General features: G+C 72.6%; 17 protein-coding genes. 8 read left to right on the forward strand and 9 right to left on the reverse strand.

The window, feature by feature from the left end; genetic code table 11:
• The first annotated feature begins 126 nt into the window (after positions 1-126).
• Positions 127-1,281, forward strand: coding sequence for a tRNA dihydrouridine synthase DusB (dusB, locus tag ACFYR0_RS02415; RefSeq protein WP_389320866.1), 1,155 nt, complete (start codon positions 127-129; stop codon positions 1,279-1,281).
• A gap of 37 nt (positions 1,282-1,318) precedes the next feature.
• Here the strand turns inward: dusB and ACFYR0_RS02420 are convergent, their stop codons facing one another.
• The 3 genes from ACFYR0_RS02420 to ACFYR0_RS02430 form a co-directional block, all read right to left on the reverse strand.
• On the reverse strand, positions 1,319-3,400 hold the full coding sequence (locus tag ACFYR0_RS02420; RefSeq protein WP_389320869.1) for a CDP-alcohol phosphatidyltransferase: 2,082 nt from the start codon (positions 3,398-3,400) through the stop codon (positions 1,319-1,321).
• 120 nt (positions 3,401-3,520) lie between these two features.
• The gene (locus ACFYR0_RS02425) at positions 3,521-5,461 is read right to left on the reverse strand and encodes a glycogen debranching N-terminal domain-containing protein (protein WP_389320871.1); all 1,941 of its coding nucleotides are present in this window, start codon (positions 5,459-5,461) and stop codon (positions 3,521-3,523) included.
• Positions 5,458-6,870, reverse strand: coding sequence for a trehalase family glycosidase (locus ACFYR0_RS02430; RefSeq protein WP_389320873.1), 1,413 nt, complete (start codon positions 6,868-6,870; stop codon positions 5,458-5,460). Before ACFYR0_RS02430 ends, ACFYR0_RS02425 begins: the two co-directional genes overlap by 4 nt.
• Before the next feature lie 130 nt (positions 6,871-7,000).
• Here ACFYR0_RS02430 and ACFYR0_RS02435 point away from each other — a divergent pair, with 130 nt between their 5' ends.
• The 4 genes from ACFYR0_RS02435 to ACFYR0_RS02450 all read left to right on the forward strand — a co-directional run bounded on the left by ACFYR0_RS02435 (position 7,001) and on the right by ACFYR0_RS02450 (position 12,261).
• Positions 7,001-8,203, forward strand: a complete 1,203-nt coding sequence (locus ACFYR0_RS02435) for an ROK family protein (protein WP_389320876.1) — start codon at positions 7,001-7,003, stop codon at positions 8,201-8,203.
• A gap of 419 nt (positions 8,204-8,622) precedes the next feature.
• The gene (ppdK, locus tag ACFYR0_RS02440; RefSeq protein ID WP_389320879.1) at positions 8,623-11,328 is read left to right on the forward strand and encodes a pyruvate, phosphate dikinase; all 2,706 of its coding nucleotides are present in this window, start codon (positions 8,623-8,625) and stop codon (positions 11,326-11,328) included.
• 235 nt (positions 11,329-11,563) lie between these two features.
• Complete coding sequence (locus ACFYR0_RS02445; protein WP_389320882.1) at positions 11,564-11,926, forward strand: type II toxin-antitoxin system RelE/ParE family toxin; 363 nt, start codon at positions 11,564-11,566, stop codon at positions 11,924-11,926.
• Complete coding sequence (locus tag ACFYR0_RS02450; protein WP_389320885.1) at positions 11,923-12,261, forward strand: XRE family transcriptional regulator; 339 nt, start codon at positions 11,923-11,925, stop codon at positions 12,259-12,261. Before ACFYR0_RS02445 ends, ACFYR0_RS02450 begins: the two co-directional genes overlap by 4 nt.
• A 193-nt stretch (positions 12,262-12,454) precedes the next feature.
• Here ACFYR0_RS02450 and ACFYR0_RS02455 read toward each other — a convergent pair whose 3' ends face one another.
• Positions 12,455-13,612, reverse strand: a complete 1,158-nt coding sequence (locus tag ACFYR0_RS02455; RefSeq protein ID WP_389320888.1) for an alkaline phosphatase PhoX — start codon at positions 13,610-13,612, stop codon at positions 12,455-12,457.
• Positions 13,613-14,018: 406 nt separating this feature from the next.
• Between ACFYR0_RS02455 and ACFYR0_RS02460 the strand changes: the two genes are divergently transcribed.
• A complete protein-coding gene (locus tag ACFYR0_RS02460; RefSeq protein WP_389320891.1) occupies positions 14,019-14,504 on the forward strand; it encodes an excalibur calcium-binding domain-containing protein in 486 nt (161 codons plus the stop codon).
• 10 nt (positions 14,505-14,514) lie between these two features.
• Here ACFYR0_RS02460 and ACFYR0_RS02465 read toward each other — a convergent pair whose 3' ends face one another.
• Entirely contained in the window at positions 14,515-15,987 is a 1,473-nt protein-coding gene (locus ACFYR0_RS02465) for a sensor histidine kinase (protein ID WP_389320894.1), read from the reverse strand.
• Positions 15,984-16,694, reverse strand: a complete 711-nt coding sequence (locus ACFYR0_RS02470) for a response regulator transcription factor (protein WP_389320896.1) — start codon at positions 16,692-16,694, stop codon at positions 15,984-15,986. The genes ACFYR0_RS02465 and ACFYR0_RS02470 overlap by 4 nt, the downstream gene beginning before the upstream one ends.
• A gap of 201 nt (positions 16,695-16,895) precedes the next feature.
• Here ACFYR0_RS02470 and ACFYR0_RS02475 point away from each other — a divergent pair, with 201 nt between their 5' ends.
• Together ACFYR0_RS02475 and ACFYR0_RS02480 are read left to right on the forward strand one after the other, a co-directional pair.
• Positions 16,896-17,498: a carbonic anhydrase gene (locus ACFYR0_RS02475; protein ID WP_389321122.1), complete on the forward strand. Its 603-nt coding sequence runs from the start codon at positions 16,896-16,898 to the stop codon at positions 17,496-17,498.
• Entirely contained in the window at positions 17,495-19,411 is a 1,917-nt protein-coding gene (locus tag ACFYR0_RS02480; protein WP_389320899.1) for a SulP family inorganic anion transporter, read from the forward strand. Before ACFYR0_RS02475 ends, ACFYR0_RS02480 begins: the two co-directional genes overlap by 4 nt.
• A gap of 81 nt (positions 19,412-19,492) precedes the next feature.
• Here ACFYR0_RS02480 and nirD read toward each other — a convergent pair whose 3' ends face one another.
• The 3 genes from nirD to ACFYR0_RS02495 are packed head-to-tail and all read right to left on the reverse strand — an operon-like array spanning position 19,493 to position 23,636.
• Complete coding sequence (gene nirD, locus ACFYR0_RS02485) at positions 19,493-19,843, reverse strand: nitrite reductase small subunit NirD (protein WP_389320901.1); 351 nt, start codon at positions 19,841-19,843, stop codon at positions 19,493-19,495.
• Entirely contained in the window at positions 19,840-22,434 is a 2,595-nt protein-coding gene (nirB, locus tag ACFYR0_RS02490; RefSeq protein ID WP_389320904.1) for a nitrite reductase large subunit NirB, read from the reverse strand. Before nirB ends, nirD begins: the two co-directional genes overlap by 4 nt.
• Complete coding sequence (locus tag ACFYR0_RS02495; RefSeq protein WP_389320907.1) at positions 22,431-23,636, reverse strand: NAD(P)/FAD-dependent oxidoreductase; 1,206 nt, start codon at positions 23,634-23,636, stop codon at positions 22,431-22,433. The genes nirB and ACFYR0_RS02495 overlap by 4 nt, the downstream gene beginning before the upstream one ends.
• Positions 23,637-23,759: the final 123 nt, after the last annotated feature.

Below are 23,759 nucleotides of genomic sequence, written 5' to 3' on the forward strand. Positions count from 1 at the left end.
ATCAGCGACTCCGCCGCGCGGCTGTGGCGGAAGCCACACCTCCGGTCACAGCCCTGTGACAGCCGTCCGGTCACGGGGCGGACGAGCGCAGCCGGACGGCCGCCGGGCGCAGGGCACAATGGAGCAATGGCCACGCCCACCACCGCCCCCGACACCGCGCTGCGGATCGGTCCGCACATCGTCTCGCCGCCCGTCGTCCTCGCCCCCATGGCGGGGATCACGAACGCGCCCTTCCGAACCCTGTGCAGGGAGTTCTCCGGCGGCAAGGGCCTCTACGTCAGCGAGATGATCACCACCCGGGCGCTGGTCGAGCGCAACGAGAAGACCATGCAGCTGATCCACTTCGACGCGAGCGAGAAGCCGCGCTCGATCCAGCTGTACGGCGTCGACCCCGCGACCGTCGGCAAGGCCGTCCGCATGATCGCGGAGGAGGACCTCGCCGACCACATCGACCTCAACTTCGGCTGCCCCGTGCCGAAGGTGACCCGCAAGGGCGGCGGCTCGGCGCTGCCGTACAAGCGGAACCTGCTGCGGGCCATCCTGCGCGAGGCCGTCAGCGGCGCCGGTGACCTGCCCGTCACCATGAAGATGCGCAAGGGCATCGACGACGACCACCTCACCTACCTCGACGCCGGCCGGATCGCCGTGGAGGAGGGCGTCACCGCCATCGCCCTGCACGGCCGCACCACCGCCCAGCACTACGGCGGCACCGCCGACTGGGACGCCATCGCCCGGCTCAAGGAGCACGTGCCCGAGATCCCCGTCCTCGGCAACGGCGACATCTGGTCCGCCGAGGACGCGCTGCGCATGGTCCGGGAGACCGGCTGCGACGGCGTCGTCGTCGGTCGCGGCTGCCTGGGCCGGCCCTGGCTGTTCGCCGACCTGGTCGCCGCCTTCGAGGGGCGCGCCGACGACCTCGCGCGGCCTGCGCTGCGCCAGGTCGCGGACGTCATGGTCCGGCACGCCGCGCTGCTCGGCGAGTGGATCGGCGACGAGGCGCGCGGTGTGATCGACTTCCGCAAGCACGTCGCCTGGTACCTCAAGGGCTTCGCCGTCGGCTCCGAGATGCGCAAGCGGCTCGCGATCACGTCCTCCCTGGAGGCGCTGCGGACCGGGCTCGACGAACTCGACCTCGACCAGCCGTGGCCCACCGGCGCCGACGGCCCCCGCGGCCGTACGTCCGGCAACAACCGTGTGGTGCTGCCGGACGGCTGGCTGAAGGACCCCTACGACTGCGCGGGCGTCGACGAGGAAGCCGAACTGGACACCTCCGGCGGCTGAGTCGGCTCTTCGTCGGGAGTCGGCCCGTCGTCGGGAGTCAGCCCTTCGTCGGGTGCGGTACGGAGCCGTAGGCGGTCAGGAAGCGGTCGCGGAAGGCGCTCATCCTCCACACCGGCGCGTCGCTCCGCGGCCGCAGGCCCGGGCTCCACCCCCAGCCGTCGACGGCGGCCAGCACCTTCGGGTCCCTGGCGACGATCGTCACCGGCACGTCCCGGCTCGCGCGCTCGCCGCTGACCCGGGCGACCGGCTGGTGGTCGCCGAGGAAGACCAGGACCGTGTCGTCGGTGCCGTAGCGCTCCAGCCACTCGGTCAGGCTCGTCACCGAGTACTGGACCGACTTGCCGTACTCCACCTTCGAGCGGTCCGAGGAGGCGATGACGCCCTCCGGGTCCTTGCCCGCCTTCTCGATGTCCTCGAAGATCCGGCCGTCGCCCAGCTCGTCCCAGCCCACCGAGCGCGGGATCGGCGCCCACGGCTGATGGCTGGACGTCAGGATGACCTCCGCCATCAGCGGCCTGTCCTGCTCGCGGCCGTGCTCCAGCCGCTGGAACGCCTCCAGCGCGTACTGGTCCGGCATCGTCGACCAGCTGAACTTCGGCCCCTCGTAGCCGAGACGGTCCGCGTCGTAGACGTGGTCGAGGCCGTAGTACTCCGCCTCCGGCCAGGCCTTCTGCACACCCGGCATGATGCCGACCGTGCGCCAGGCGCCCGTCTTCTGGAACGCCTTGGTGAGCGAGAGGTGGTCTCCCGAGGTCACCGTGCGGTAGCGCTGCTGGTTGGCGATCCACAGGCCCGACATGAACGTGGAGTGCCCCAGCCAGCTGCTGCCCCCGTACGTCGCCGAGGTGAGCCAGCCGCTGCGGGCCTGGAAGCCCGCCTTCGCCAGGGCCTCGGTGCGCGCGTCCAGGGTGCGGTTCACACCGGGGGCGATCATCGGGTCCTCGATCGCGCTGCGGCCGTAGCTCTCGATGAACGCGAAGACCATGTCCTTGCCGCGCAGGCCGGGCACGAGCTGGGCGGGCGGGGTCGCGCCGAAGACGTCGGCCTTCGCCTCCTTCTCGAACCGCGCCTCGTCCTCCAGAGTCGCCTGCACCCGGCGGTACTGCACCGACACGGCCTGGGCGGCGCGGTCGCTGGCGAACGGCACGTTGCCGATCTGGAGGCCCAGGGAGGCGGTGGTCATCCACACGGTTCCGGCGATCAGGGTGCCGAGGGCCGCGGGGGAGCGGTGCCGGTCCAGGGCGCGGGACAGCCGTACGGTGGCGAGGACGAGGACGGTGAACAGGGCCGCGACGCCCGCGAGCGCGCCGGCCGTCAGGGCCACGATGGCCGTGCGGCCGAGGGTGTCCTGCATGTACGCCTGCGCGTCGTCCAGCAGTTCCCAGTCCAGTACGGGGTTGAAGCCGCGGCCCAGGTACTGGCGGAAGCCGATGTCCAGGACGTTGAGGGCCGTCAGGCAGGCCAGGGCCAGGCCCATCACCACGGCGGCGGCCGTTCGCGCGCCCCTGCGGGGGAGCAGGAGGAGCAGGGCCGCGCCGATGACCGCTTCGCCGGGGAGGCGGACGAAGCGGATGGGTTTGATGGCGGGGAGGGCGTTGGGGAGCAGCAGGGCTCCTATGACCAGGGCGGCCGCCAGGGCGGTGACCAGGGCGGTGGCCCTGCGGGGCTTGGCGTCGGCGGTGCCCTCGGCTTCGCCTTCGGCGGGATGGGGTTTCCCGCCCGCACCACCCGTGCGGCTCTCGTCGGCGGGTGCGGGTGGCCCCTGTGGGGCGTCCTCGCCGTCGGCGGGTGGCGGGGTGTCGGTGGGTGTGGGGGTGTCCTGCGGGGCGTTGGCCGTGTCGGTGGGGGGTGACGGGGGGCCGTCTGGTGTGGGGGAGTCCTGCGGGGGGTTCGCCGTGTCCGCGGGGGTGGGGGATTCCTGTGGGGGGTTCGCGGTGGCGGCGGGGGTGGGTGGCTTCTGCGGGGCGTTCTCCGCTTCGGCGGGTGGCGGTGGGGCGTCCTCGCCGGTGACCGGCGGTGAGGGGGTGTCCGTGTCGGTGGGAGGTGGGTTCGAGTCCGTGGCCGGCGGGGCGGCGTCGTTCGTGGGCGGCTGGTGGTTCAGACGTATCGACGCGGGCACCCTCGGGTCCTTCCGTACGGAGACGGCGGGTCCGGCCCGGGGAGCCGGGCCCGCCGTCCTTTCGTACGGAGCGTCCACGGGGGCTGTTCAGGCGCTCGGCAAACTCCGGGCAAACCTTCGCTACGCCCCTCCCACCGCCGTCAGCAGGGCCAGCGGGGTCGCCGCGGCGCGGGACTCGCGGGTACAGGCGTGCGGGTAGGGGACTGGCTGGGCGTGGTCCTCGCGGGAGTAGCCGGCGAGGACCTCCGGGAGACGGTGCCCGGTGGCGCGCGCCGCGTCGACGAGGGCGTGGGCGACCGTGCGGGCCTCGTCGTGCAGGCCGTAGCGGGCCAGGCCGAGGGCGATCAGGGCGTTGTCGTGCGGCCAGACCGAGCCGCGGTGGTAGGAGAGCGGGTGGTAGGCCGGCTGCCCCGCGGCCACAGTGCGCACGCCCCAGCCGGAGAAGAAGTCCGGCTCCAGCAGCCGCCGCCCCACCAGCTCCCCGTACTCCTTGTCCAGCAGGCCCGACCACAGCAGATGGCCCGCGTCCGAGGCCAGCGCGTCGATCTGGTGACCCGCGCCGTCCAGGGCGAGGGCGGGGAACGCCCGGTCGTGCATCCAGAAGTCGCGCTGGAAGCGGTCGCGCAGATCACCCGCGGCCTGTTCGAGCAGGGCCGCGTACGTCTGGTCGTCCCAGACCGTGCGGGCCAGCCACGACGTGCGGCGCAGGGCGTCGTAGGCGTAGCCCTGGGCGCCCGCGGCCATGACCGCGCCGGTCGGCCGGCTGCCGTCGGAGCCGCAGATGGCGCCGGGGGAGTCCTTCCAGTTCTGGTTGGCGAGACCGCCCTCGTCGGCGCGGTAGACGAGATAGCCGCGGGAGGTGAGGCCGCCGTGGTCGAGCATCCAGCCGATCGCGGCCCGCGCGTGGGACTCCAGCCGGCGGGCGAGCGCGGTGTCCCCGGTCTGCTCGGTGTACGCGCCGAGCAGCACCAGGAAGAGTGGGGTGGCGTCCACCGAGCCGTAGTAGCGGCCGTAGGGCACCTGGCTGAAGTAGGCCAGCTCGCCGTGCCGGACCTCGTGCACGATCTTCCCGGGCTGGGCCGCGGACCCCGCGGCGTCGCGCTCACCGGCCTGGGCGGCGGCCAGCGCGGGCAGGGTCTGGGCGGCCAGCTGGGGGCGGTAGGGGAGCGCGAACAGGGAGGTGAGCAGGGCGTCCCGGCCGAGCAGGGTGAGGAACCAGGGCGCGCCCGCGGCCGGCACCCGCAGGTCCTCGCCGTCCGGGCCGGTGGCCGGGACCTGGAGCGCGGCGAGGTCGGCCAGCCCCCGGGCGCAGGCCGCGGCCAGCTCGGGCCAGCCGGTCGGGAAGGCCACGCCCTCCACGAACGTGCCCTCCAGGGACAGCAGTTGGCTGCTCACCGCGGCCGGGGAGGCGGGCACCCGCAGGGCCCGCTTCTCGCCGTGCGGCCGGGCCACCACGCGCAGGGTCAGCTCGGCGGTGCCGTAGGCCTCCAGGTCCAAGGTCCACACCATCCGCCGCGCCCCGGTACCGGTCTCCTCCACGGCGTCGGGGGCGGGCTGGGCGCTCACCGTCGTACGGGAGAGCCAGGCGCCGCGCTGGTAGGTGAACTCCACGCCGTGGTCGAGCACCTGGCGGTGGCGGACCGCGCCGGGCTTGGCGTAGGTGCGGTAGTCCGAGCGGAGTTCGAACTGGTCGGTGAAGTCGGCGTCGGCGGTGATCGCCAGGCGCAGGGTGGTGGGCACCGGGCGGTTGCTGGTGACGCGCACGGTCTCCACGAACGAGCTGTCCGCGACGGCCTGTTCGCGGAACAGCGTGTACGCCGCGGGCTCCAGCCGGCCGCCGCGCGGGACGAGGACGCAGCGGGCGGTGTCGCCCTCGGCGACGGGCGTGAGCGTCTCCGGCACGGCCCCGTCGACCGTGAGCTGCCAGCGGCTCAGATGCCGGGCGTCGCGCACGAACAGCCCGTCGGGGAGGTTGCCGCCCCGTACGCCGCTGATGTCGCCCCCGTCGCCCACGGCGGCGAACGTCCCCCCGTACAGGAGCAGATGCTGCCGATCGGTCATCCGCGGTCCCCTCCCTTGTCCCTCGTGTCCTTGGCCCTGATGTCGAACGTCGGCGTGTGCAGCAGGTCGAGCGTGAGTGCGGCCGTCCAGCCGAAGCCGGTGGCTCCGCACGCCTCGCCGGTGTACGGGTCGACGTACTCGGCGAAGTCGGTGGCTCCGGCGGTGTCCAGCAGCGACCGGCGCAGCGCGTCGGCCCGGTCGCGCTCGCCGTGCAGGCGCAGTCCGCGTTCCAGCAGCCAGTTGGTGTTGAACCAGGCCGGGCCGCGCCAGTACCGGTGCGGGTCGAAGGCCTCGCCGAGCAGGTCGTAGCTGGGGGCGAGACGGGTGGTGGCGCCGAGCCCGAAGTGCGGGCCGGTCAGGGTGCGCACCAGCGTGGCGGCGGTGTCGCGCGGCAGGGCCGGCAACAGCAGCGGGATCAGCCCGGACACCCCGCGTTCCGGCACCAGGGCGCCGCCGCGCAGGTCCCGGCAGAGGAACATGCCCGCCGCCGGGTCCCACAGCCGCTCGATCAGCGCGGCGGTGAGCCGCTCGGCGCGGGCGTGCCGCGCGGTGCCGGTCGCGCCCAGTTCGCGGGCGATCCGGGCGAGGGCGTGCTCGGAGGCGATGAGCAGGGCGTTGAAGGAGGGGTCCTCGACGGCGAAGCCGGAGACGACGTCGGCGTACCCCTCGTCGCGGTAGTCCGCCGCCAGCCGCACGTACCGCCCGTAGTCGAGGTCGGTGGGCCGGTCCTCGGCGGCGCCGTGGTCGAGGTCGGCGCGGCGGAAGGACCGGGCGGGGGCCGGGACGACCCGGGCCAGCGGGGCGTCCCAGCTGGGGGCGTTGTCCATGCCCTGTTCCCAGGGGTGCACCACGGAGGCGAGCCCGCCGCCGCCGAGGTCGCGGTGGTGCAGCAGATAGCGGTGCCAGGCGGCGAGCCGCGGATAGACACGGGCCAGGAAGCCGCGCCCGCGCGACAGCTCGGGGTCGGCGCAGTGCACCAGCCAGGCGGCCAGCGCGTGCACCGGCGGCTGCACGATCCCCGAGGTCTCCACCGCCCGAGGGGCGCCCGCCGCGTGCCCGGCGGTGGAGGAGCGCCAGAAGTCCGGGCTCGGGAAGTACGCGTCGAGCGGCACGGCCGGGTTGAACACGATGTGCGGGACACGCCCGTCGGCCCACTGCGCGGCGAGCAGTGTCTCCAGCTCGCTCTGGGCCCGTAACGGGGAGATGTGACGCAGCCCGATCGCGATGAACGCCGAGTCCCAGGACCACTGGTGGGGGTACAGGCCCCGGGAGGGCACGGTCGAGCTCCCGGTCCAGTTCTCCTCCAGCACCCGGGCGGCCCGGTCGTGCAGGACACCGGCGCGGGGCGGACGATCGTATGCAACGGCGGACTCGGGTGGCCGGGCGACGAGCTGGGCAGTGCGATCCACTCGGGGCTCCCGCGAGAATGGCAGCGAGGACATGGGTAGCCGGGTCAGCACTGGCTACCGTGGGGTTACGCCTATTTAACACGCAAAACTCAATATGTAATGCAGGATTGAGAAACACAAGGGGGTGTGCATGACTGCCAGAAGTCAGGCCGGCGCGGGCGAGCTGCTGGAGCTGGTGCGCAGCGGCCGTGCCACCACGCGCGGAGCGCTTCAGCAGGCGACCGGGCTGTCCCGGGCGACCGTGGGGCAGCGGCTGGACCGGCTGTTCCGCGCGGGCTGGCTGCGCGAGGGCGCGGGCGGCCCGGTGGGCTCCCCGCTCGGTGGACGCCCCTCCATCACGCTGGAGTTCGACGGCGGGCACGCGGTGGTGCTGGCCGCGGACCTCGACACCCGGCACGCGCGCGTGGCGCTGCTGTCGCTGACCGGCGAGATCCACGCCGAGCACGGCGGCACACTGGCGATCGAGGACGGCCCGGACGCGGTGCTCGGCGAGCTCGGCCGCTGGTTCGCCGAGCTGCTGGAGAAGGCGGGCCACCGCCCCGAGGAGGTGTGCGGGATAGGCCTCGCGGTGCCCGGCCCGGTGGACTCCGAGACCGGCCGGGTGGTCCAGCCGCCGATCATGCCCGGCTGGGACGGCTACGACATAAGGGGGCGGCTGGCCAGGGCGTTCTCCGAGCACACGGGCGGCGCCGAGGTGCCGGTCATGGTCGACAACGACGCCAACCTCATGGCGTACGGCGAGCAGCGCACGGGGCATCCCGACTGCTCGGCCTTCGTCCTGGTGAAGGTCTCCACCGGTATCGGCGCGGGTGTCGTGGTGGGCGGTTCGCTCTACCGGGGCATAGACGGCGGCGCCGGCGACCTCGGCCACATCCGGGTGCCGGAGGGCGCCCAGGCGCTGTGCCGGTGCGGTTCGTACGGCTGTCTGGCCGCGGTCGCCAGTGGTGGCGCGGTGGCCCGGCGGCTGGCCGAGGCCGGGGTGCCGGCGGCCTCGGGGTCCGATGTGCGCGCCCTGCTGGCGGCCGGACACCCGGAGGCCGTGGGTCTCGCGCGGGAGGCCGGGCGGATGGTCGGGGAGGTGCTCGCGACCGTGGTGACCCTGCTCAACCCGGGGGTGCTGATGATCGCCGGGGATCTGGCGGGGACGCCGTTCCTGACGGGGGTGCGCGAGCTGCTGTACCAGCGGGCGCTGCCGCGTTCCACGGCCCACCTGGACATCGTCACCTCCCGGCTGGGGGAGCGGGCGGGGCTCGTGGGGGCCGGGGCGCTGGTGGTGGAGCACCTGTACGCGCCCGACCGGGCCGAGGAGCGGCTGCGCGCGCTCGGGGTGTGAGGCACGCTGGTGACAAGCGTGTTTCCGGTCCGGACGGCGGTCCGCATGGTGGTCTCCGGACGCCCGGGACAGCGTGATTCTCGCCACCCTTGATAAGGGTTGCGCTCAGATGAGCAATTGCGGCGCGACTGCACTTCCTCAAGGGGTGGCACTCAGTGCCACCACTTGATCGTTCATCGATCGAAATCAGGCGTGCTGAGGGCCGCTCATGTGAGCGCAATAGTCGGTCTACGGGTGTTGATGCATTCAAGAAGTGAACACATTCCGGCCGGATCGCTTACCAACCTTTGACTTTCGATCCCGTGGCGGACGGCTGGTTACAGGCGCATGACGCACAAGTAGACGTACCCAGGTGCCTTCGATCTGGGTATGTTCCTCGCCGTCAGGGCAGCCACCGCGTCCTCGAGGAGTTGGGACCCGTGTCGGAAATTCAAAAGTTCGTTTACGACTTCACCGAGGGCAACAAGGACCTCAAGGACCTTCTCGGCGGCAAGGGTGCGAACCTCGCCGAGATGACCAATCTGGGTCTTCCCGTCCCTCCGGGCTTCACCATCACCACCGAGGCCTGCAAGGTCTACCTGGAGAGCGGCGCGGAGCCTGTGGCACTGCGTGACGAGGTGAGTGCGCACCTCGACGCGCTGGAGCAGCGGATGGGCAAGAAGCTCGGCCAGCCCGACAACCCCCTCCTCGTGTCCGTGCGCTCCGGCGCCAAGTTCTCCATGCCCGGCATGATGGACACCGTCCTGAACATCGGCCTCTCGGACAAGTCCGTACAGGGCCTGGCCAAGCAGGCCGGCGACGAGCGGTTCGCCTGGGACTCCTACCGCCGCCTCATCCAGATGTTCGGCAAGACCGTCCTCGGCGTCGACGGCGAGCTGTTCGAGGAAGCCCTCGACAAGGCCAAGGAGACCAAGAAGGTCACGGTCGACACCGACCTCGAGGCCGCCGACCTCAGGAAACTGGTCACCCTCTTCAAGAAGATCGTGAAGAAGGAGACCGGCCGGGACTTCCCGCAGGACCCGCGCGAGCAGATGGACCTCGCCATCAAGGCCGTCTTCGAGTCCTGGAACGGCGACCGCGCCAAGCTCTACCGCCGCCAGGAGCGCATCCCGGGCGACCTGGGCACCGCCGTCAACGTCTGCTCCATGGTCTTCGGCAACCTCGGCCCCGACTCCGGCACCGGCGTCGCCTTCACCCGCGACCCCGCCTCCGGCCACCAGGGCGTCTACGGCGACTACCTCCAGAACGCCCAGGGCGAGGACGTCGTCGCCGGCATCCGCAACACCGTGCCGCTCGCGGAGCTGGAGTCGATCGACAAGAAGTCGTACGACCAGCTCATGCAGATCATGGAGACCCTTGAGAACCACTACAAGGACCTCTGCGACATCGAGTTCACCATCGAGCGCGGCCAGCTCTGGATGCTCCAGACCCGCGTCGGCAAGCGCACCGCCGGTGCCGCCTTCCGCATCGCGACGCAGCTCGTCGACCAGGGCCTGATCGACGAGGCCGAGGCCCTCCAGCGCGTCACCGGCGCGCAGCTCGCCCAGCTGATGTTCCCCCGCTTCGACGAGAGCGCGAAGGTCGAGCAGGTCGGCCGCGGCATCGCCGCGTCCCCGGGCGCGGCGGTCGGCAAGGCCGTCTTCGACTCCTACACCGCGGTCAAGTGGTCCCGCTCCGGCGAGAAGGTCATCCTGATCCGCCGCGAGACCAACCCCGACGACCTCGACGGCATGATCGCGGCCGAGGGCATCCTGACCTCCCGCGGCGGCAAGACCTCCCACGCGGCCGTCGTCGCGCGCGGCATGGGCAAGACCTGTGTCTGCGGCGCCGAGGAGCTGGAGGTCGACACCAAGCGCCGCCGGATGACCGTCCCCGGCGGGCACGTCGTCGAGGAAGGCGACCTGATCTCCATCGACGGCTCCTCCGGCAAGGTCTACCTGGGCGAGGTCCCGGTCGTCCCCTCCCCGGTCGTGGAGTACTTCGAGGGCCGTATGCACGCCGGCGCCGACGACGCCGACGAGCTGGTCCAGGCCGTCCACCGGATCATGGCCTTCGCCGACCGCAAGCGCAGCCTGCGCGTCCGCGCCAACGCCGACAACGCCGAGGACGCGATGCGCGCCCGCCGCTTCGGCGCCCAGGGCATCGGCCTGTGCCGCACCGAGCACATGTTCCTCGGCGACCGCCGTGAGCTGGTCGAGCGGCTGATCCTCGCCGACACGGACGCCGAGCGCGAGGAGTCCCTCAAGGCGCTGCTCCCGCTCCAGAAGAAGGACTTCGTCGAGCTGTTCTCGGCGATGGACGGCCTGCCGGTGACGGTCCGTCTCCTGGACCCGCCGCTGCACGAGTTCCTGCCCGACATCACCGAGCTGTCCGTACGCGTCGCCCTCGCCGAGTCCCGCAAGGACGCCAACGAGAACGACCTGCGCCTGCTCCAGGCCGTGCACCGGCTGCACGAGCAGAACCCGATGCTGGGTCTGCGCGGGGTCCGCCTCGGCCTGGTCATCCCCGGCCTGTTCACCATGCAGGTCCGCGCCATCGCCGAGGCCGCCGCCGAGCGCAAGAACGCCAAGGGCGACCCGCGCGCCGAGATCATGATCCCGCTCGTCGGCACCGTCCAGGAGCTGGAGATCGTCCGCGAGGAGGCCGACCAGGTCGTCGCCGAGGTCGAGGCCGCCACCGGTGCCGAGCTCAGGCTCGCCATCGGCACCATGATCGAGCTGCCGCGCGCCGCGCTCACCGCCGGCCAGATCGCCGAGGCCGCCGAGTTCTTCTCCTTCGGCACCAACGACCTCACCCAGACCGTGTGGGGCTTCTCCCGCGACGACGTGGAGGCCTCGTTCTTCACGGCGTACCTGGAGAAGGGCATCTTCGGCGTCAGCCCGTTCGAGACGATCGACAAGGACGGCGTGGGCTCGCTGGTCAAGGCCGCGGCGAAGGCCGGCCGCGAGACCCGTCCCGACCTGAAGCTGGGCGTGTGCGGCGAGCACGGCGGTGACCCGGAGTCGGTCCACTTCTTCCACGAGGTGGGTCTGGACTACGTCTCCTGCTCCCCGTTCCGCATCCCGGTGGCCCGCCTCGAGGCAGGCCGCGCCGCCTCCCAGTCCGAGGGCAGCGACCACCGCTGACCTCACCGAACCCGGAGCCGCCGTCGGTCCCCGACCCTCAGTACCGATCGGCGGCGGCCCCGGCCCACGAGAAGGGCGGCACCCGTGCGGGGGTGCCGCCCCTTCGTGCGCCCGGGGGGCTTGCGGCCTTGTCCGAGCCCGCCCAGCATCTGGCCCGAGCACCGGCGCCGAGTCCGCAGATCACCCTGGCGAGGTTAATGCTTGCATTAACATGACGGTCGTGGCTCAATAGGAAGTGGTCCTTGTCGGGGAGGTCGCCGCGTGGTTCGAGGCACTGGCCGAAGAGGACTGGGGCAGCGCTGAACAGGTAGAAGACGCTATCGACATGCTGGCGGCCACGGGCCCGACGCTCGGCCGTCCGCTGGTCGATCGCATCAAGGGTGCCGAGAGTCATCACCTGAAAGAGCTGAGGCCAGGGTCATCCGGGAGCAGCGAGATCCGCATCCTCTTCGCCTTCGATCCGGTGCGCCGGGCAGTATTGCTGGTGGCCGGTGACAAGGCCGGGAATTGGCAGCGCTGGTACGACATCAACATTCCGCTTGCTGAGGAGCGGTACCGGACACATCTGGCCGATCTTGAAACCAGGGAGTACGAATGAGCACCGTGAGCTGGGAGGAAACCAGGCGCAAGGCCCGCGAGCGGCGTGCGGCCGCCGGGTTGCAGGTGCGGTCGGCTCAGGAGAAGCAAGCGGCCATGGACCGGCTGACCGCCGAAGTGCGTGCTCACAAGCTCGCGGAGCTCAGGCGTGAACAGGCGCTGACCCAGCGACAAGTGGCTGCGTCGATGGGGGTCTCCGCACCCCGGGTCTCCGCGATCGAGCATGGTGAGGTGGATCGCGCGGAGGTCGCGACCCTCCGAGCCTACGTGGAGGCGCTCGGCGGTCGACTGCGCGTGGTCGCAGACTTCGGGGATGCCGAGTACACCGTGGCGTGAGGCGCTTGTCGCCGGAGGCCGTGGAGTTGAGTCCAGCAGTGGCCAACGCTCCTGACAAGCAGGAAGGCCCGGGTCATCGACCTGGGCCTTCCTCGTGGAGCGCGAAAGGTGAGCGACCTGAAGGGCCGTGCCCGGCCCGTCGACGGGCCGGGCACGGCGGGTGAGTCGGCGGACGAGGGCGCGGTTCACGGGGTTACGACCGGAAGGGACCCGTCACCTCGTAGGTGATGCCGCCCGAGGAGGAGCCCGTGGTGCCGCGTTGGCTGGAGAAGTACAGGCGGGTGCCGTCGGGGGAGAAGGCCGGGCCGGTGATCTCGGAGGAGGACTGGCCGTCGATGCGCAGGAAGACGGAGATCACGTCGTCCGGGGTGATCAGGCAGATCTCCATGTTGCCGCCGTCCTCGGCGACGTAGAGGTCGCCGGAGGTGGAGCCGGTGATGTTGTCGACGCCGGTGAGCGGGGCCGTGCCGTTCACCAGGGAGTCGTCGTAGGCGAGTTCGTAGGTGTTGTTCGTCAGGTTGACCTGCCAGACCCGGTTGTCGCCCTTGGTGGTGAACCACACCGTGTCGTCGGCGTAGTGGCAGCCCTCGCCGCCGTTGAAGGACTTCGACCCGGAGACCTGGGTGCGGGTCGTGGTCGGGGAGCCGTCGGGGTCGGGCACGTTCGCCCAGGTGAAGGAGCCGGAGGTGGCGCTGCCCGCGACCATGACCTGGAGGGTGCCGGAGGAGAGGTTGCCCCAGGTGTTCGGGACGAACCGGTAGAAGCGGCCGTTGGTCTCGTCCTCGGTCAGGTAGATCACCCGGCGCACCGGGTCGGCCGCGGCCGCCTCGTGCTTGAAGCGGCCCATCGCCGGGCGCTGCACCGCAGCGTTCACGCCCCAGGGGTCCGTCTCGTAGACGTAGCCGAGGGACACCTCCTCGCAGGACAGCCAGGTGTTCCACGGGGTCTTGCCGCCCGCGCAGTTCTGCCGGGTGTTGGACAGGATGCGGTACGCGCCCGTGATCTGGCCGCCGGAGGAGAACTTCACGGCGCTCGCGCCGCCCGAGGGGTTGATCTCCGAGTTGGAGACGTATATCCACCCGGTGCCGTCGGTGTAACAGGCGCCGCCGTCGGGGGCGTTGTGCCAGGTGTACGAAGTGCCGGAGACCGTCTGGCCGGATCGCGCGACGACCCGGCTGGTGAAGCCGCTGGGCAGCCGGATGCCGTTGGCGTCCGGGGAACCGAGTGCGCCGTAGGGGCCGGTGCCGGGCTGGGCCGGGGCCGCGTAGGCGGCGCCGCGCCACAGGGTCCCGCCGAACACGGCGGAGGAACCACCGAGGACGGCCGCGCGCAGGAGGGTACGACGTTCCACGCTCACTCCAAAGGGGTGCCGTGACCGCCCGCCGCCGGGCAGACGACGGGGCCGTGCGCTGATGGACCCTAGGGTCCTTCTGCTGGATCTCCGCGGCGTCGCGGCGTCCGGCACGCACCCTCGGCGCACGGCGCGGAGGGACAGGTGGCTCCGCCACATGACCCTCCACACCGCACACCGATCGCACGCACCGGACGCCGCTCCTTCTCCCGCGGAGATCCAGCAGAAGGACCCTAGACGCGCTCGGTAGACGGTCCATGGACAATCCGTGACGCTTCGCGGTACGGCAAACCCTTCACTCACGGTCACGAAACCATCACAAGTCCTTCACATGTGATGGGGTGGACGTACGGTCGTCACCCGAAGTGACAGCAGTGTCCGACGTGACACCCGTGGGGGCGACGACATGAGCAACCCGTACACCACCCCGCCGATGCCGCACCCCGCGCCCGGGGTGCCGGCCCCGGCGCCCCGGTGGGCCCGCAAGCGATTCGTGCTGCCCGCGCTCGGGCTCGCGCTGCTGATCGGGATCGGGATGGGGGCGGGCGGCGGGGACGGCGAGAAGGCCGATGCCGCGGCGGCCGTGGGCACCCCCGCGCCCACCGTGACCGCCACCGTGACGGCCACCGTCACCGAGACGCCCCGGGCCGAGGCCGCGCCCACGGTCACCGAGACCGTGACGAGGACCGTCAGGACCGAGGTCACGGAGACCGTCACCGCCGAGGCCGCCGACTCCGGATCCGACGGCTCCGGGTCCGACGACTCCGGCACCTCCGCCTACTACGCCAACTGCACCGCGGCCCGCGCCGCCGGAGCCGCACCGCTGTACGCCGGTGACCCCGGCTACGGCCGGCACCTCGACCGGGACGGCGACGGGGCCGCCTGCGAGTAGCCGCGCCGCGTCACGCGGGCAGGGCGGGCACCCGGCGTCCGGGCTGGTCGGCCCTGCCCGCGCTCGGCTCCGGGCCGGGCGGACGGGCCGAGGGCAGCCGGACCACCGCGTCCACCCCGCCGGTGGCCGCCTCCCGCAGCGTGACCTCGCCGCCGCTCGCGCGAGCCAGCCGCCGGACCAGGGTGAGCCCCAGCCCGGCGCCGCCCTTCGGGGCCTGCGGGGCGCGCCAGAACCGGTCGAAGGCGCGGGCCCGCTGCTCGGCCGTCATACCGGGGCCCTCGTCCGTCACATGGAGGTCGGCCCAGCACGGCCGGCTGTCCCGCAACGGGCGGCGGGCGGGCGTGTGCAGCCGCAGCTCCACGGTGACCGTGCTGCCCGCCAGGGAGGCGCGCAGGGCGTTCGACAGCAGGTTGTCCAGGATCTGCTCCACCGCGCCCGTCAGTGCCAGCACCGGGCCCACGCTCCCGGCGAACAGCACCAGGGACACGCCCTCGCGGGCGAACAGCGGCTGCCAGGTGCGGTGGCGTTCCGCGCAGACCGCGCCCACGTCGACCGGGCCGGGCACGGTCTCGTCCTCCTCCAGGCGGGCCATGGCGAGCAGGTCCTCGACCATCCTGGCCAGCCGGTCGGTCTCGGTCATCGCGGCGGCCAGGCTGGGCCGGGCGCGCCGGGCCACGGCGGGTTCGAGGTTCTCCAGGCGCAGCCGCAGCGCCGCCAGCGGGGTGCGCAGCTGGTGCGAGGCCTCGCCCGCGAAGGCGCGCTGCGAGGCCAGGATGTGTTCCAGCCGGGCGGCCGTCGTGTTGAACGCGGCCGCCAGGCTGCGCACCTCCGGCGGGCCCGACTTCACCGGAACGCCGGAGACGGGGCCGCCCTCGGCCAGCCGGTGCGCGGCCTCCTCCAGCAGCCGGATGGGACGGCCGGCCCAGCGGGCGAAGGAGAACGCCGCCGCCACGGCCCCCGCGAGCGCGACGGGCCCCGCCAGGGCGAGCAGCAGCCAGACCCGCATGATCCGGGCGTTCACCGCTTCGGTCGGCAGGGTGATGCGGACGGCGCCGAGGGCCGCCCGGGCGCCGACCGGCCGGGCCACCGACAGATGCCCGACCCCGCCGAGCCAGGAGGCGCGCACATCCGTGGCGGGCCGCCCGCGCAGCGCCGCCGTCAGGTCCGGGTGCCCCACCCGGCCCGGTGGTCCGGCGGGCGGGGCGCCGGGCGCCGCGGCCAGCACCTCACCGTCCGTGCCGACGACCACCACCCGACCGCCGATGCGTCGCGCACAGTGCGCGACCCGCTCGGCCAGGGCGCCGGGCCGGCCGGAGGCCAGGGCCAGCTCCGTGTACGCGGCGACCGCCTCGGCCTCCGCGGCGGCCGCCTCGACGATCCGCGCCCGCTCGGTCCGCGAGTGCACGATCCCCAGCGGGATCTCCAGGCACAGCAGCACGATCGTGGCCAGGCCGACATAGCCCAGCAGCAGCCGGCGGGTCATGCGGCGCCCCGCGGCGGGCCCTGCTCGGGCGTCTGGACCGCCAGGCGGAAACCGACCCCACGCAGGGTCCGGATCCACCCCGGCTCGCCCAGCTTGCGGCGCAGCGTGGCCACATGGACGTCCAGGGTCCTGGTCGGGCCGTCGTAGTGCTCGTCCCAGACCCGGTCCAGGATCTGCTGCCGGGAGTACACCGCGCCGGCGTCCTCGGCGAGCAGCGCCAGCAGCTCGAACTCCTTCGGGGTCAGCGCCACCTGCTCCTCGCCCACCCACACCTGCCGGGTGCGGCGGTCCACGACGAGCGGGCCGGGCGCGGCCCGCTCCGGCTCCCCCTCGTACGGCGTCTCCCGGGCCGGTCCGCGGCGCCGGTGCACGGCCCGGATGCGGGCGACCAGCTCCCGCACGCTGAACGGCTTCGCCAGGTAGTCGTCGGCGCCGAGCTCCAGGCCCAGCACCCGGTCGGCCTCCTCGCCGCGCGCGCTGAGGATGATGACCGGCACGTCGGAGGTCCGCCGGATGCCGCGGCACACATCGATGCCGTCCATGTCGGGCAGTCCCAGGTCCAGCAGCACGACATCGCCGTACGGACCGCGCAGCCCCTCCGCTCCGGTGGGGACATGGCGGACCGTCAGTCCGTAGCCCCGCAGTCCTTCGCCGAGCGGTTCGGCGATCGTCTCGTCGTCCTCGATGAGCAGCACTCGTACGCCCATGGCGTCGTGTCTCTCCATGAATGGGGGACGGGGTTCGACACGCTACAAGGAGGATCCCGGCCTTCGGCAGTAAATCCGGGGCAATGTGAAATGACCCTCAGAAACCGCTTGCGTCCAGTCTTTTGGCATTCCTCTAACCTTCCTCTGCATTTGCCCCTCCTACGGTCGTCGGACCTGTTCGGACCTGTGTCTGGAGGCATGATGAAGGCATTGCTGGACCGCGCCCGGTCGTTCAAGCGACGTGTGGACTTCGAGGGTGACGAATACCGGAAACTGGCCGTCGGGCAATTCCCCGAGGCCCTCTTCATAACCTGCTCCGACTCGCGGGTGATTCCCGCGCTCATCACCGGAGCGCGCCCGGGAGAGATATTCGAGCTGCGGAATGCGGGCAACATCGTGCCGCCCCACGACGCACAGGGGACCGCCGGTGGGGAGGCCGCCACCATCGAGTACGCGGTGGAGGTGCTGGGCGTTCAGGACGTCGTCGTCTGCGGCCACTCCCACTGCGGTGCCATGGGCGCGCTGCGGCACGGCACCGACCTGTCCGCACTGCCCCGGGTGGACGCCTGGCTGGACATGGTCCGGCCCGCGCTGGAGGGGGCGGGCGGACCGCCGGAGCCCGCGCTGCGGGAGGTCGTCCAGCTGAACGTCCGTCACCAGCTCGACGTGCTGCGCGGTCATCCGGCCGTGCGCCGGCGGACCGAGGCCGGGAGGCTGCGGCTGCACGGCTGGTACTACGAGGTGGACTCCGGACGGGTCCACGAGCTGGACGAGGACGGTCTGTTCCGGGTGCACGGCTCGTGAGCGGGGCACATGCGCGCCGCCGCTCCCGCCCGCCGCGCGCGGCCCGGTCCGGCGCGGAGGATCCGCCGCACGCCGCCGGGTCCGGCGCTGAGGACACGAAGCGCGGAGCCGGCTCCCGAACCGGGGGTGCCCGCGCGCCCCGCAAGGGGGGCGTCGACCTCGGTACCGAGATCACCGCGTCCCTGGTCGTCTTCCTCGTCGCCCTCCCGTTGTGCATCGGCGTGGCCGTCGCCTCCGGGGTGCCCGCCGAGCTCGGCATCGTCTCCGGGGTCGTCGGCGGGCTCGTGGTCGGGGCCGCGCGGGGCAGCACCCTCCAGGTCAGCGGCCCGGCCGCGGGGCTGGCGGCACTGGTGGCCGAGACGGTGGCCGAGCACGGGGTGGCGGCGCTCGGGGTGATCGTCCTGGGTTCCGGCGTCCTGCAGATCGTGCTGGGGCTGGTGCGGCTCGGCCGGATGTTCCAGGCGATCTCCCTCGCCGTCGTGCAGGGCATGCTCGCCGGCATCGGACTGCCTCTGATGTTCAGCCAGGTGTACCCGATGTCCGACGCGAAGGCCCCCGGCACACCGGTCGAGAACATCGCCGGTGTCCCCGCGCTGGCCGCCGGTGTCGCGGCCGATCCGCAGGCGGCGATCGCGGCGGGCCTCGGCGTCGTCACGATCGTGCTCAGCTTCGCCTGGAAGAAGGTGCCCGGACCGGTCCGCAGGATCCCGGCCGCCCTCGTCGCCGTCGGCATCGGTATCGCGGTCGCCGCGCTGCCGGGCGTGAACGTCAGGACGCTCAAGGTCGGCGACCTCGCGGACGCGGTGGACGTGCCGGGACCCGGGCAGTTCGCGCTGCTCGCCGACGCCGGGATCGTCACCGCCGTCCTCACCTTCACGGTGATCGCGTCGGCGGAGAGCCTGTTCACCGCGGCGGCCGTGGACCGGATGCACAGCGGGCCGCGCACGAAGTACAACTCCGAGCTCCTCGCCCAGGGCGCGGGGAACACCGTCGCCGGACTGCTGGGCGCGCTGCCTGTCACGGCGGTCGTCGCCCGCAGTTCGGCGAACGTCCAGGCCGGGGCGAAGACCCGGATCTCGCGCACCCTGCACGGTCTGTGGCTGCTGGCCTTCGCGCTGCTGCTGCCCCAGGTCCTGGCGCTGATCCCGATCTCGGTGCTCGCCGGGGTGCTGGTGCACAGCGGCTGGAAGCTGTTCGCGCCGGAGGAGTTCCCGAAGATGTGGCGGGCCGACCGGGCCGAGTTCGCGGTGATGACGCTCACCACCGCCGTCATCACCGTCACCGCGCTGCTGGAGGGCGTGCTCGTCGGCCTGCTGGCCGGTGTGGTGGTGGCCGCGCTGCGGATGTCCCAGGCGGTCGTGCGGCTGCGCACCGCGGACGACACCGCCGAGGTCGTCGTGGCGGGCAACGCGACGTTCCTGCGGCTGCCCCGGCTGATCGAGGGCCTGGAGCAGGCCGCGGCGTCCGGCCGGCCCCGCGTCCGGCTGGACCTGAGCGCGGTGACCCACCTGGACCACGCCTGCCGCACCCAGATCGACGAGTTCACGGCCCAGCAGCGGGGCGCGGGGGTCCTGGTGGACGTACTGATGCCCCGACAGACGGACGAGCGGCCCCGCCCGGTGGAGGAACGGGCGCGACCGGCGGCGGAACAGCAGCAACCGGCGGCGGAGCAGCCGCGATCAGCGGCGGAACACCCGCGACCGGCCGCGGAGCAGCCCCGGCCGCCGTCCGGACCGTCGCCGTCCGTGCCGCCCCCGTCCGCGGACGGTCCGCCCTGGCCGGGGACCGGGGACGACGGGGAGTGGCCCGACCTCGTGGGCCCGTCGCCGGTGCCCGGCCCCACCTCGGAGTGGTTCTACCTGGAGACCCGGCCGGCCCCGCACGCCCACGGCACCTACGGGCGGGCCGGCTGAGCGCCGGCGCCGGGAGCACACGGCGAGGCGCGCACCCGTCGGCGTGGGTGCGCGCCTCGCGCGTCCGGCTTTCCCGGCAGGTCAGGACGTGCGGACCTCGTACGTCGGCACGCTGACCGTGTCGTCGTCCAGACAGGCCCCCGTCTCCAGGTCGAAGCGCTGCTTCAGCAGCGGCGAGGCGACGTAGGCCCGGCCCTCGTGGGTGCCGATGAGGCCGCGGGACAGCACGGCGGCGCCGTTGAACGGGTCGCGGTTGTCGATGGCGTACACCCGGCCCGCCCGGTCGCGGAACAGGGCGATCTGGCCGCCGTCGGGCAGCAGCGCCGCCACACCCCGGCCGGGCAGCAGCCGGCCGAGCTCGCAGATCGCCAGCCATTCGGAGGCCAGTCGGATCTCGACCTTCAGGTCGGTCGTCTCGAGTGCCAGGGTCATCGCTGGGCGCTCCCTTCCAGGGGACGGTGGCCGATGGTGAGCAGGGGGAGGTCGGGCTTGATCTGGTCCCGCTCGGGGACGAAGCCGACGACCGGGTCGGGGGTGTCGGGCGCGTTCACGAAGGACACGAACCGGGCGAGCTTCTCCGGGTCCTTGATGGTCTCGGCCCACTCGTCGCGGTAGTTCGCCACGTGGTCGGTCATCAGCGACTCCAGCTCCTCGCAGATGCCGAGGGAGTCCTCCACGACCACGTCACGGACGTGGTCCAGGCCGCCCGGGATGCGCTCCAGCCAGGTCGAGGTGCGCTCCAGGCGGTCCGCGGTGCGGATGTAGAACATCAGGAACCGGTCGATCAGACGGATCAGCTCGGCGTCGGAGAGGTCCTGCGCGAGGAGGTCCGCGTGGCGCGGGGTGGCGCCGCCGTTGCCGCCGACGTAGAGGTTCCAGCCGTTGGAGGTGGCGATCACGCCGAAGTCCTTGGACTGGGCCTCCGCGCACTCGCGGGCGCAGCCGGACACCGCCGACTTCAGCTTGTGCGGGGAGCGCAGGCCCCGGTAGCGCAGCTCCAGGTCGATGGCCATGCGGACCGAGTCCTGCTGGCCGTAGCGGCACCAGGTGGAGCCGACGCAGGACTTCACCGTGCGCAGCGCCTTGCCGTAGGCGTGGCCGGACTCGAAGCCGGCGTCCACCAGCCGGGTCCAGATCAGCGGCAGCTGTTCGACGCGGGCGCCGAAGAGGTCGATGCGCTGACCGCCGGTGATCTTGGTGTAGAGGCCGAAGTCGCGGGCGATCTCGCCGATGACGATCAGCTTCTCCGGGGTGATCTCACCGCCGGCGATCCGCGGGACGACCGAGTACGAGCCGTTCCTCTGGAGGTTCGCCAGGAAGTGGTCGTTGCTGTCCTGGAGGGCGGCCTGCTCCCCGTCGAGGACGTAGCCGCTCGCGCCGATGGTCGGGGCCAGGGAGGCGATGATCGAGCCGACGGCGGGCTTGCACACCTCGCAGCCGTCGCCGCCGCGGGCGCTGTCGCGGCCGTACCGGTCGAGGAGGTCCTGGTAGGAGTTGATCCGCAGGGCGAGGACGATCTCGTAGAGCTCCTCGCGGGTCTGCGAGAAGCAGCCGCACAGGCCCTTGTCGACCACGATGCCGCCGGCCTCCAGCTCGGCGTCCACGAGCTGGCCGAGGACCTTGACGCAGCTGCCGCAGCCGGTGCCGGCCTTGGTGCACTTCTTCACCTCGGGCACGGACGTGCACTGGTGGTCGGTGACCGCGCCGCGGATCTGGCCCTTGGTGACGTTGTGGCAGGAGCAGACGATCGCGTCGTCCGGCAGCGCGCCGGGGCCGAGCTGCACGGCCTCGCCGGAGCCGGCCGGCAGCACCAGGCTCTCCGGGGCGACGGGCGGAACCGTGCCGGTCAGGGCCCGCAGCGTGCCGTACGCCTCCGCGTCGCCGACCAGGATGCCGCCGAGGAGGGTGCCGTCGCTGCCGATGACCAGCTTCTTGTACAGGCCCGAGCGGGAGTCGGAGTAGACGACGTCCAGGCAGTTCTCGGTGGCGCCGTGGGCGTCGCCGAAGGAGGCCACGTCCACGCCGAGCAGCTTCAGCTTGGTGGAGAGGTCGGCGCCGGTGAAGGAGGCCTCGTCGGCGGCGATGGTCGCGGCGGCGGTCTTCGCCTGCTCGTAGCCGGGCGCGACCAGACCGTAGACCCGGCCGTCGGCGGCCAGCGCGCACTCGCCGATGGCGAACACGCTCGGGTCGTCCACCGTGCGGCACTGCTCGTCGACCGTGATGCCGCCGCGCTCGCCGACCGTCAGGCCGCAGTCGCGGGCGAGCTGGTCGCGGGGGCGGACACCGGCGCTGAACACCACCAGGTCGACGGAGAGTTCGGAGCCGTCCGACAGCTTCATACCGGTCACCAAGCCGTCGGCGCCGGTGAGGATCTCCTGGGTGCCGACCCCGGTGTGCACCGACAGGCCCATGCCCTCGATGGTGCGCAGCAGGGCCGCGCCGCCGCCCTCGTCGACCTGGACGGGCATCAGCCGGGGGGCGAACTCCACGATGTGGCTGTCGAGCCCGAGGCCCTTGAGCGCGCCCGCGGCCTCCAGGCCGAGCAGGCCGCCGCCGACGACCGCGCCGGTGGTGCGGGTCCTGGCGTAGTCCTCGATGGCCAGCAGGTCGTCGATGGTGCGGTAGACGAAGCAGCCGGCGGCGTCCTTGTTCGGCACCGGCGGCACGAACGGGTAGGAGCCGGTGGCCAGGACGAGGATGTCGTAGTCGACGACGAGGCCGGAGCGGGCGGTGACCTTCCGGGCCTCGCGGTCGACGGTCTCGGCCGGGTCGCCGAGGTGCAGTTCGATGCCGTGCGCCTTGATGAACTCCATGTCGGTCATGGAGAGCTCCTCGGGCGAGGTGCCCGAGAAGTACGAGGTCAGCTGGACGCGGTCGTAGGCCGGGCGCGGCTCCTCGCACAGGACGACGACGCGGTGGGTGGCGGTGAGACCGCGCTCGGCGAGGGCTTCGAGGAAGCACTGGCCGACCATGCCGTGGCCGACGAGCACGATCGTGGGGGTGGCCCCCGGGGTGGCGGTCATGAGGAGCCTCCGTCGTTGGTGAGCAGGTGGAGCAGGGGGCCGTCGTCGGGGAGCGGCTCTGCTCCCTCCCAGGCGCGCGCCAGCGCGCCGACGGTGCCGAGTTCGCCGACGAGCACCCCGCCGACCAGGCGGTCGTCGCGGACGACGACCTTGCGGTAGGTGCCGCGCGTGGCGTCGGCGAGCTGGACGACGTCGTCGCCCGGCAGGGGCACGGTCTCGCCGAACGCGGCGAGGTCGAGCCCGGTGAGCGTGAGCCGGGTCAGGGCGCGGGTGCCGCGGTAGCGGGCGCCGGCCCGGCCGGCGAGTACCTCGGCGAGGACGTCGGCCTGCTCCAGGGCGGGCGCGGCGAGGCCGTAGACCTCGCCGTCGTGCTGGGCGCAGTCGCCGACGGCGAAGATGTCCGGGTCGGAGGTGCGCAGCTCGTCGTCGACGAGGACGCCCTTGTGCACGGAGAGCCCGGCGTCCTTGGCGAGGCCCACGCGGGGGTGGACGCCGCAGGCCAGGACGACGAGGTCGGCGTCGAGGGCGTAGCCGTCGGGCATCTCCACGGAGCGGACGGCGCCGCCGACGCAGCGCACGTCGCGGACCCGGGACTCGGTGTGGATCTCCACGCCGAGCGCGAGGAGGTGCCGGTGCACGAGCCGCGAGGCGGCCGGGTCGAGCTGGCGCTCCATCAGCCGTTCCGACTGCTGGGCCAGGACGACCGAGGCACCGCGCAGGGCGAGGGCGCGGGCGGCGGACACGCCGAGCAGTCCGCCGCCGATGACGACGGCCCTGATGCCGGGGCGGACCGCCTTGGACAGTCCCAGGCAGTCGTCCAGGGTGCGGAAGGCGTGGACGCCCTCGGGGAGCACGTGCTCGGGGGTGAACAGGCCGCGCAGCGGGGGCAGCACCGGGTTGGAGCCGGTGGCCAGGACCAGCGTGTCGTATGCGATCTCCGACCCGTCCGCGCAGTTCACCCTGCGGGCCGCGCGGTCGATCCCGGTCACCCGGGCGCGGACCAGGTCCGCCGGGGCGGGCAGCGCGATGACGTCGGGGCTGTAGCGCCCGGCCAGCACCTCGGCGAGCAGCACCCGGTTGTAGGGCCGGTGCTCCTCCTCGCCGACGAGCACCGCGGACATGCCGAGCTCCGCCAGGCGCCGGGCGAGCCGTACGCCCGCGAGGCCGGCGCCGATCACCACCACACGCGATTTCGAGGTCATGTCAACGAGCGTGCGGTGCGGGTGTTACCCGGCCGCATCACGTCTGTTTCACGGGAGGAACTCTGCCCTCAGCGTGCGGGGCGCCGCGATGTGAGGGAACCGGGCCGAACCTCAGGGGACGCT

It is taken from the genome of Streptomyces sp. NPDC005017, assembly GCF_042873115.1.
Taxonomy (GTDB): Bacteria; Actinomycetota; Actinomycetes; order Streptomycetales; family Streptomycetaceae; genus Streptomyces.

What these genes read in the sequence shown, in the direction of transcription:
- ACFYR0_RS02470 (WP_389320896.1), bottom strand. Translation starts at nt 16,694, where the DNA reads ATGGGCGTACGAGTGCTGCTCATCGAGGACGACGAGACGATCGCCGAA.
- ACFYR0_RS02475 (WP_389321122.1), top strand. Translation starts at nt 16,896, where the DNA reads ATGAAGGCATTGCTGGACCGCGCCCGGTCGTTCAAGCGACGTGTGGAC.
- ACFYR0_RS02460 (WP_389320891.1), top strand. Translation starts at nt 14,019, where the DNA reads ATGAGCAACCCGTACACCACCCCGCCGATGCCGCACCCCGCGCCCGGG.
- nirD (WP_389320901.1), bottom strand. Translation starts at nt 19,843, where the DNA reads ATGACCCTGGCACTCGAGACGACCGACCTGAAGGTCGAGATCCGACTG.
- ACFYR0_RS02495 (WP_389320907.1), bottom strand. Translation starts at nt 23,636, where the DNA reads ATGACCTCGAAATCGCGTGTGGTGGTGATCGGCGCCGGCCTCGCGGGC.
- dusB (WP_389320866.1), top strand. Translation starts at nt 127, where the DNA reads ATGGCCACGCCCACCACCGCCCCCGACACCGCGCTGCGGATCGGTCCG.
- ACFYR0_RS02450 (WP_389320885.1), top strand. Translation starts at nt 11,923, where the DNA reads ATGAGCACCGTGAGCTGGGAGGAAACCAGGCGCAAGGCCCGCGAGCGG.
- ACFYR0_RS02425 (WP_389320871.1), bottom strand. Translation starts at nt 5,461, where the DNA reads ATGACCGATCGGCAGCATCTGCTCCTGTACGGGGGGACGTTCGCCGCC.
- ACFYR0_RS02435 (WP_389320876.1), top strand. Translation starts at nt 7,001, where the DNA reads ATGACTGCCAGAAGTCAGGCCGGCGCGGGCGAGCTGCTGGAGCTGGTG.
- nirB (WP_389320904.1), bottom strand. Translation starts at nt 22,434, where the DNA reads ATGACCGCCACCCCGGGGGCCACCCCCACGATCGTGCTCGTCGGCCAC.
- ACFYR0_RS02465 (WP_389320894.1), bottom strand. Translation starts at nt 15,987, where the DNA reads ATGACCCGCCGGCTGCTGCTGGGCTATGTCGGCCTGGCCACGATCGTG.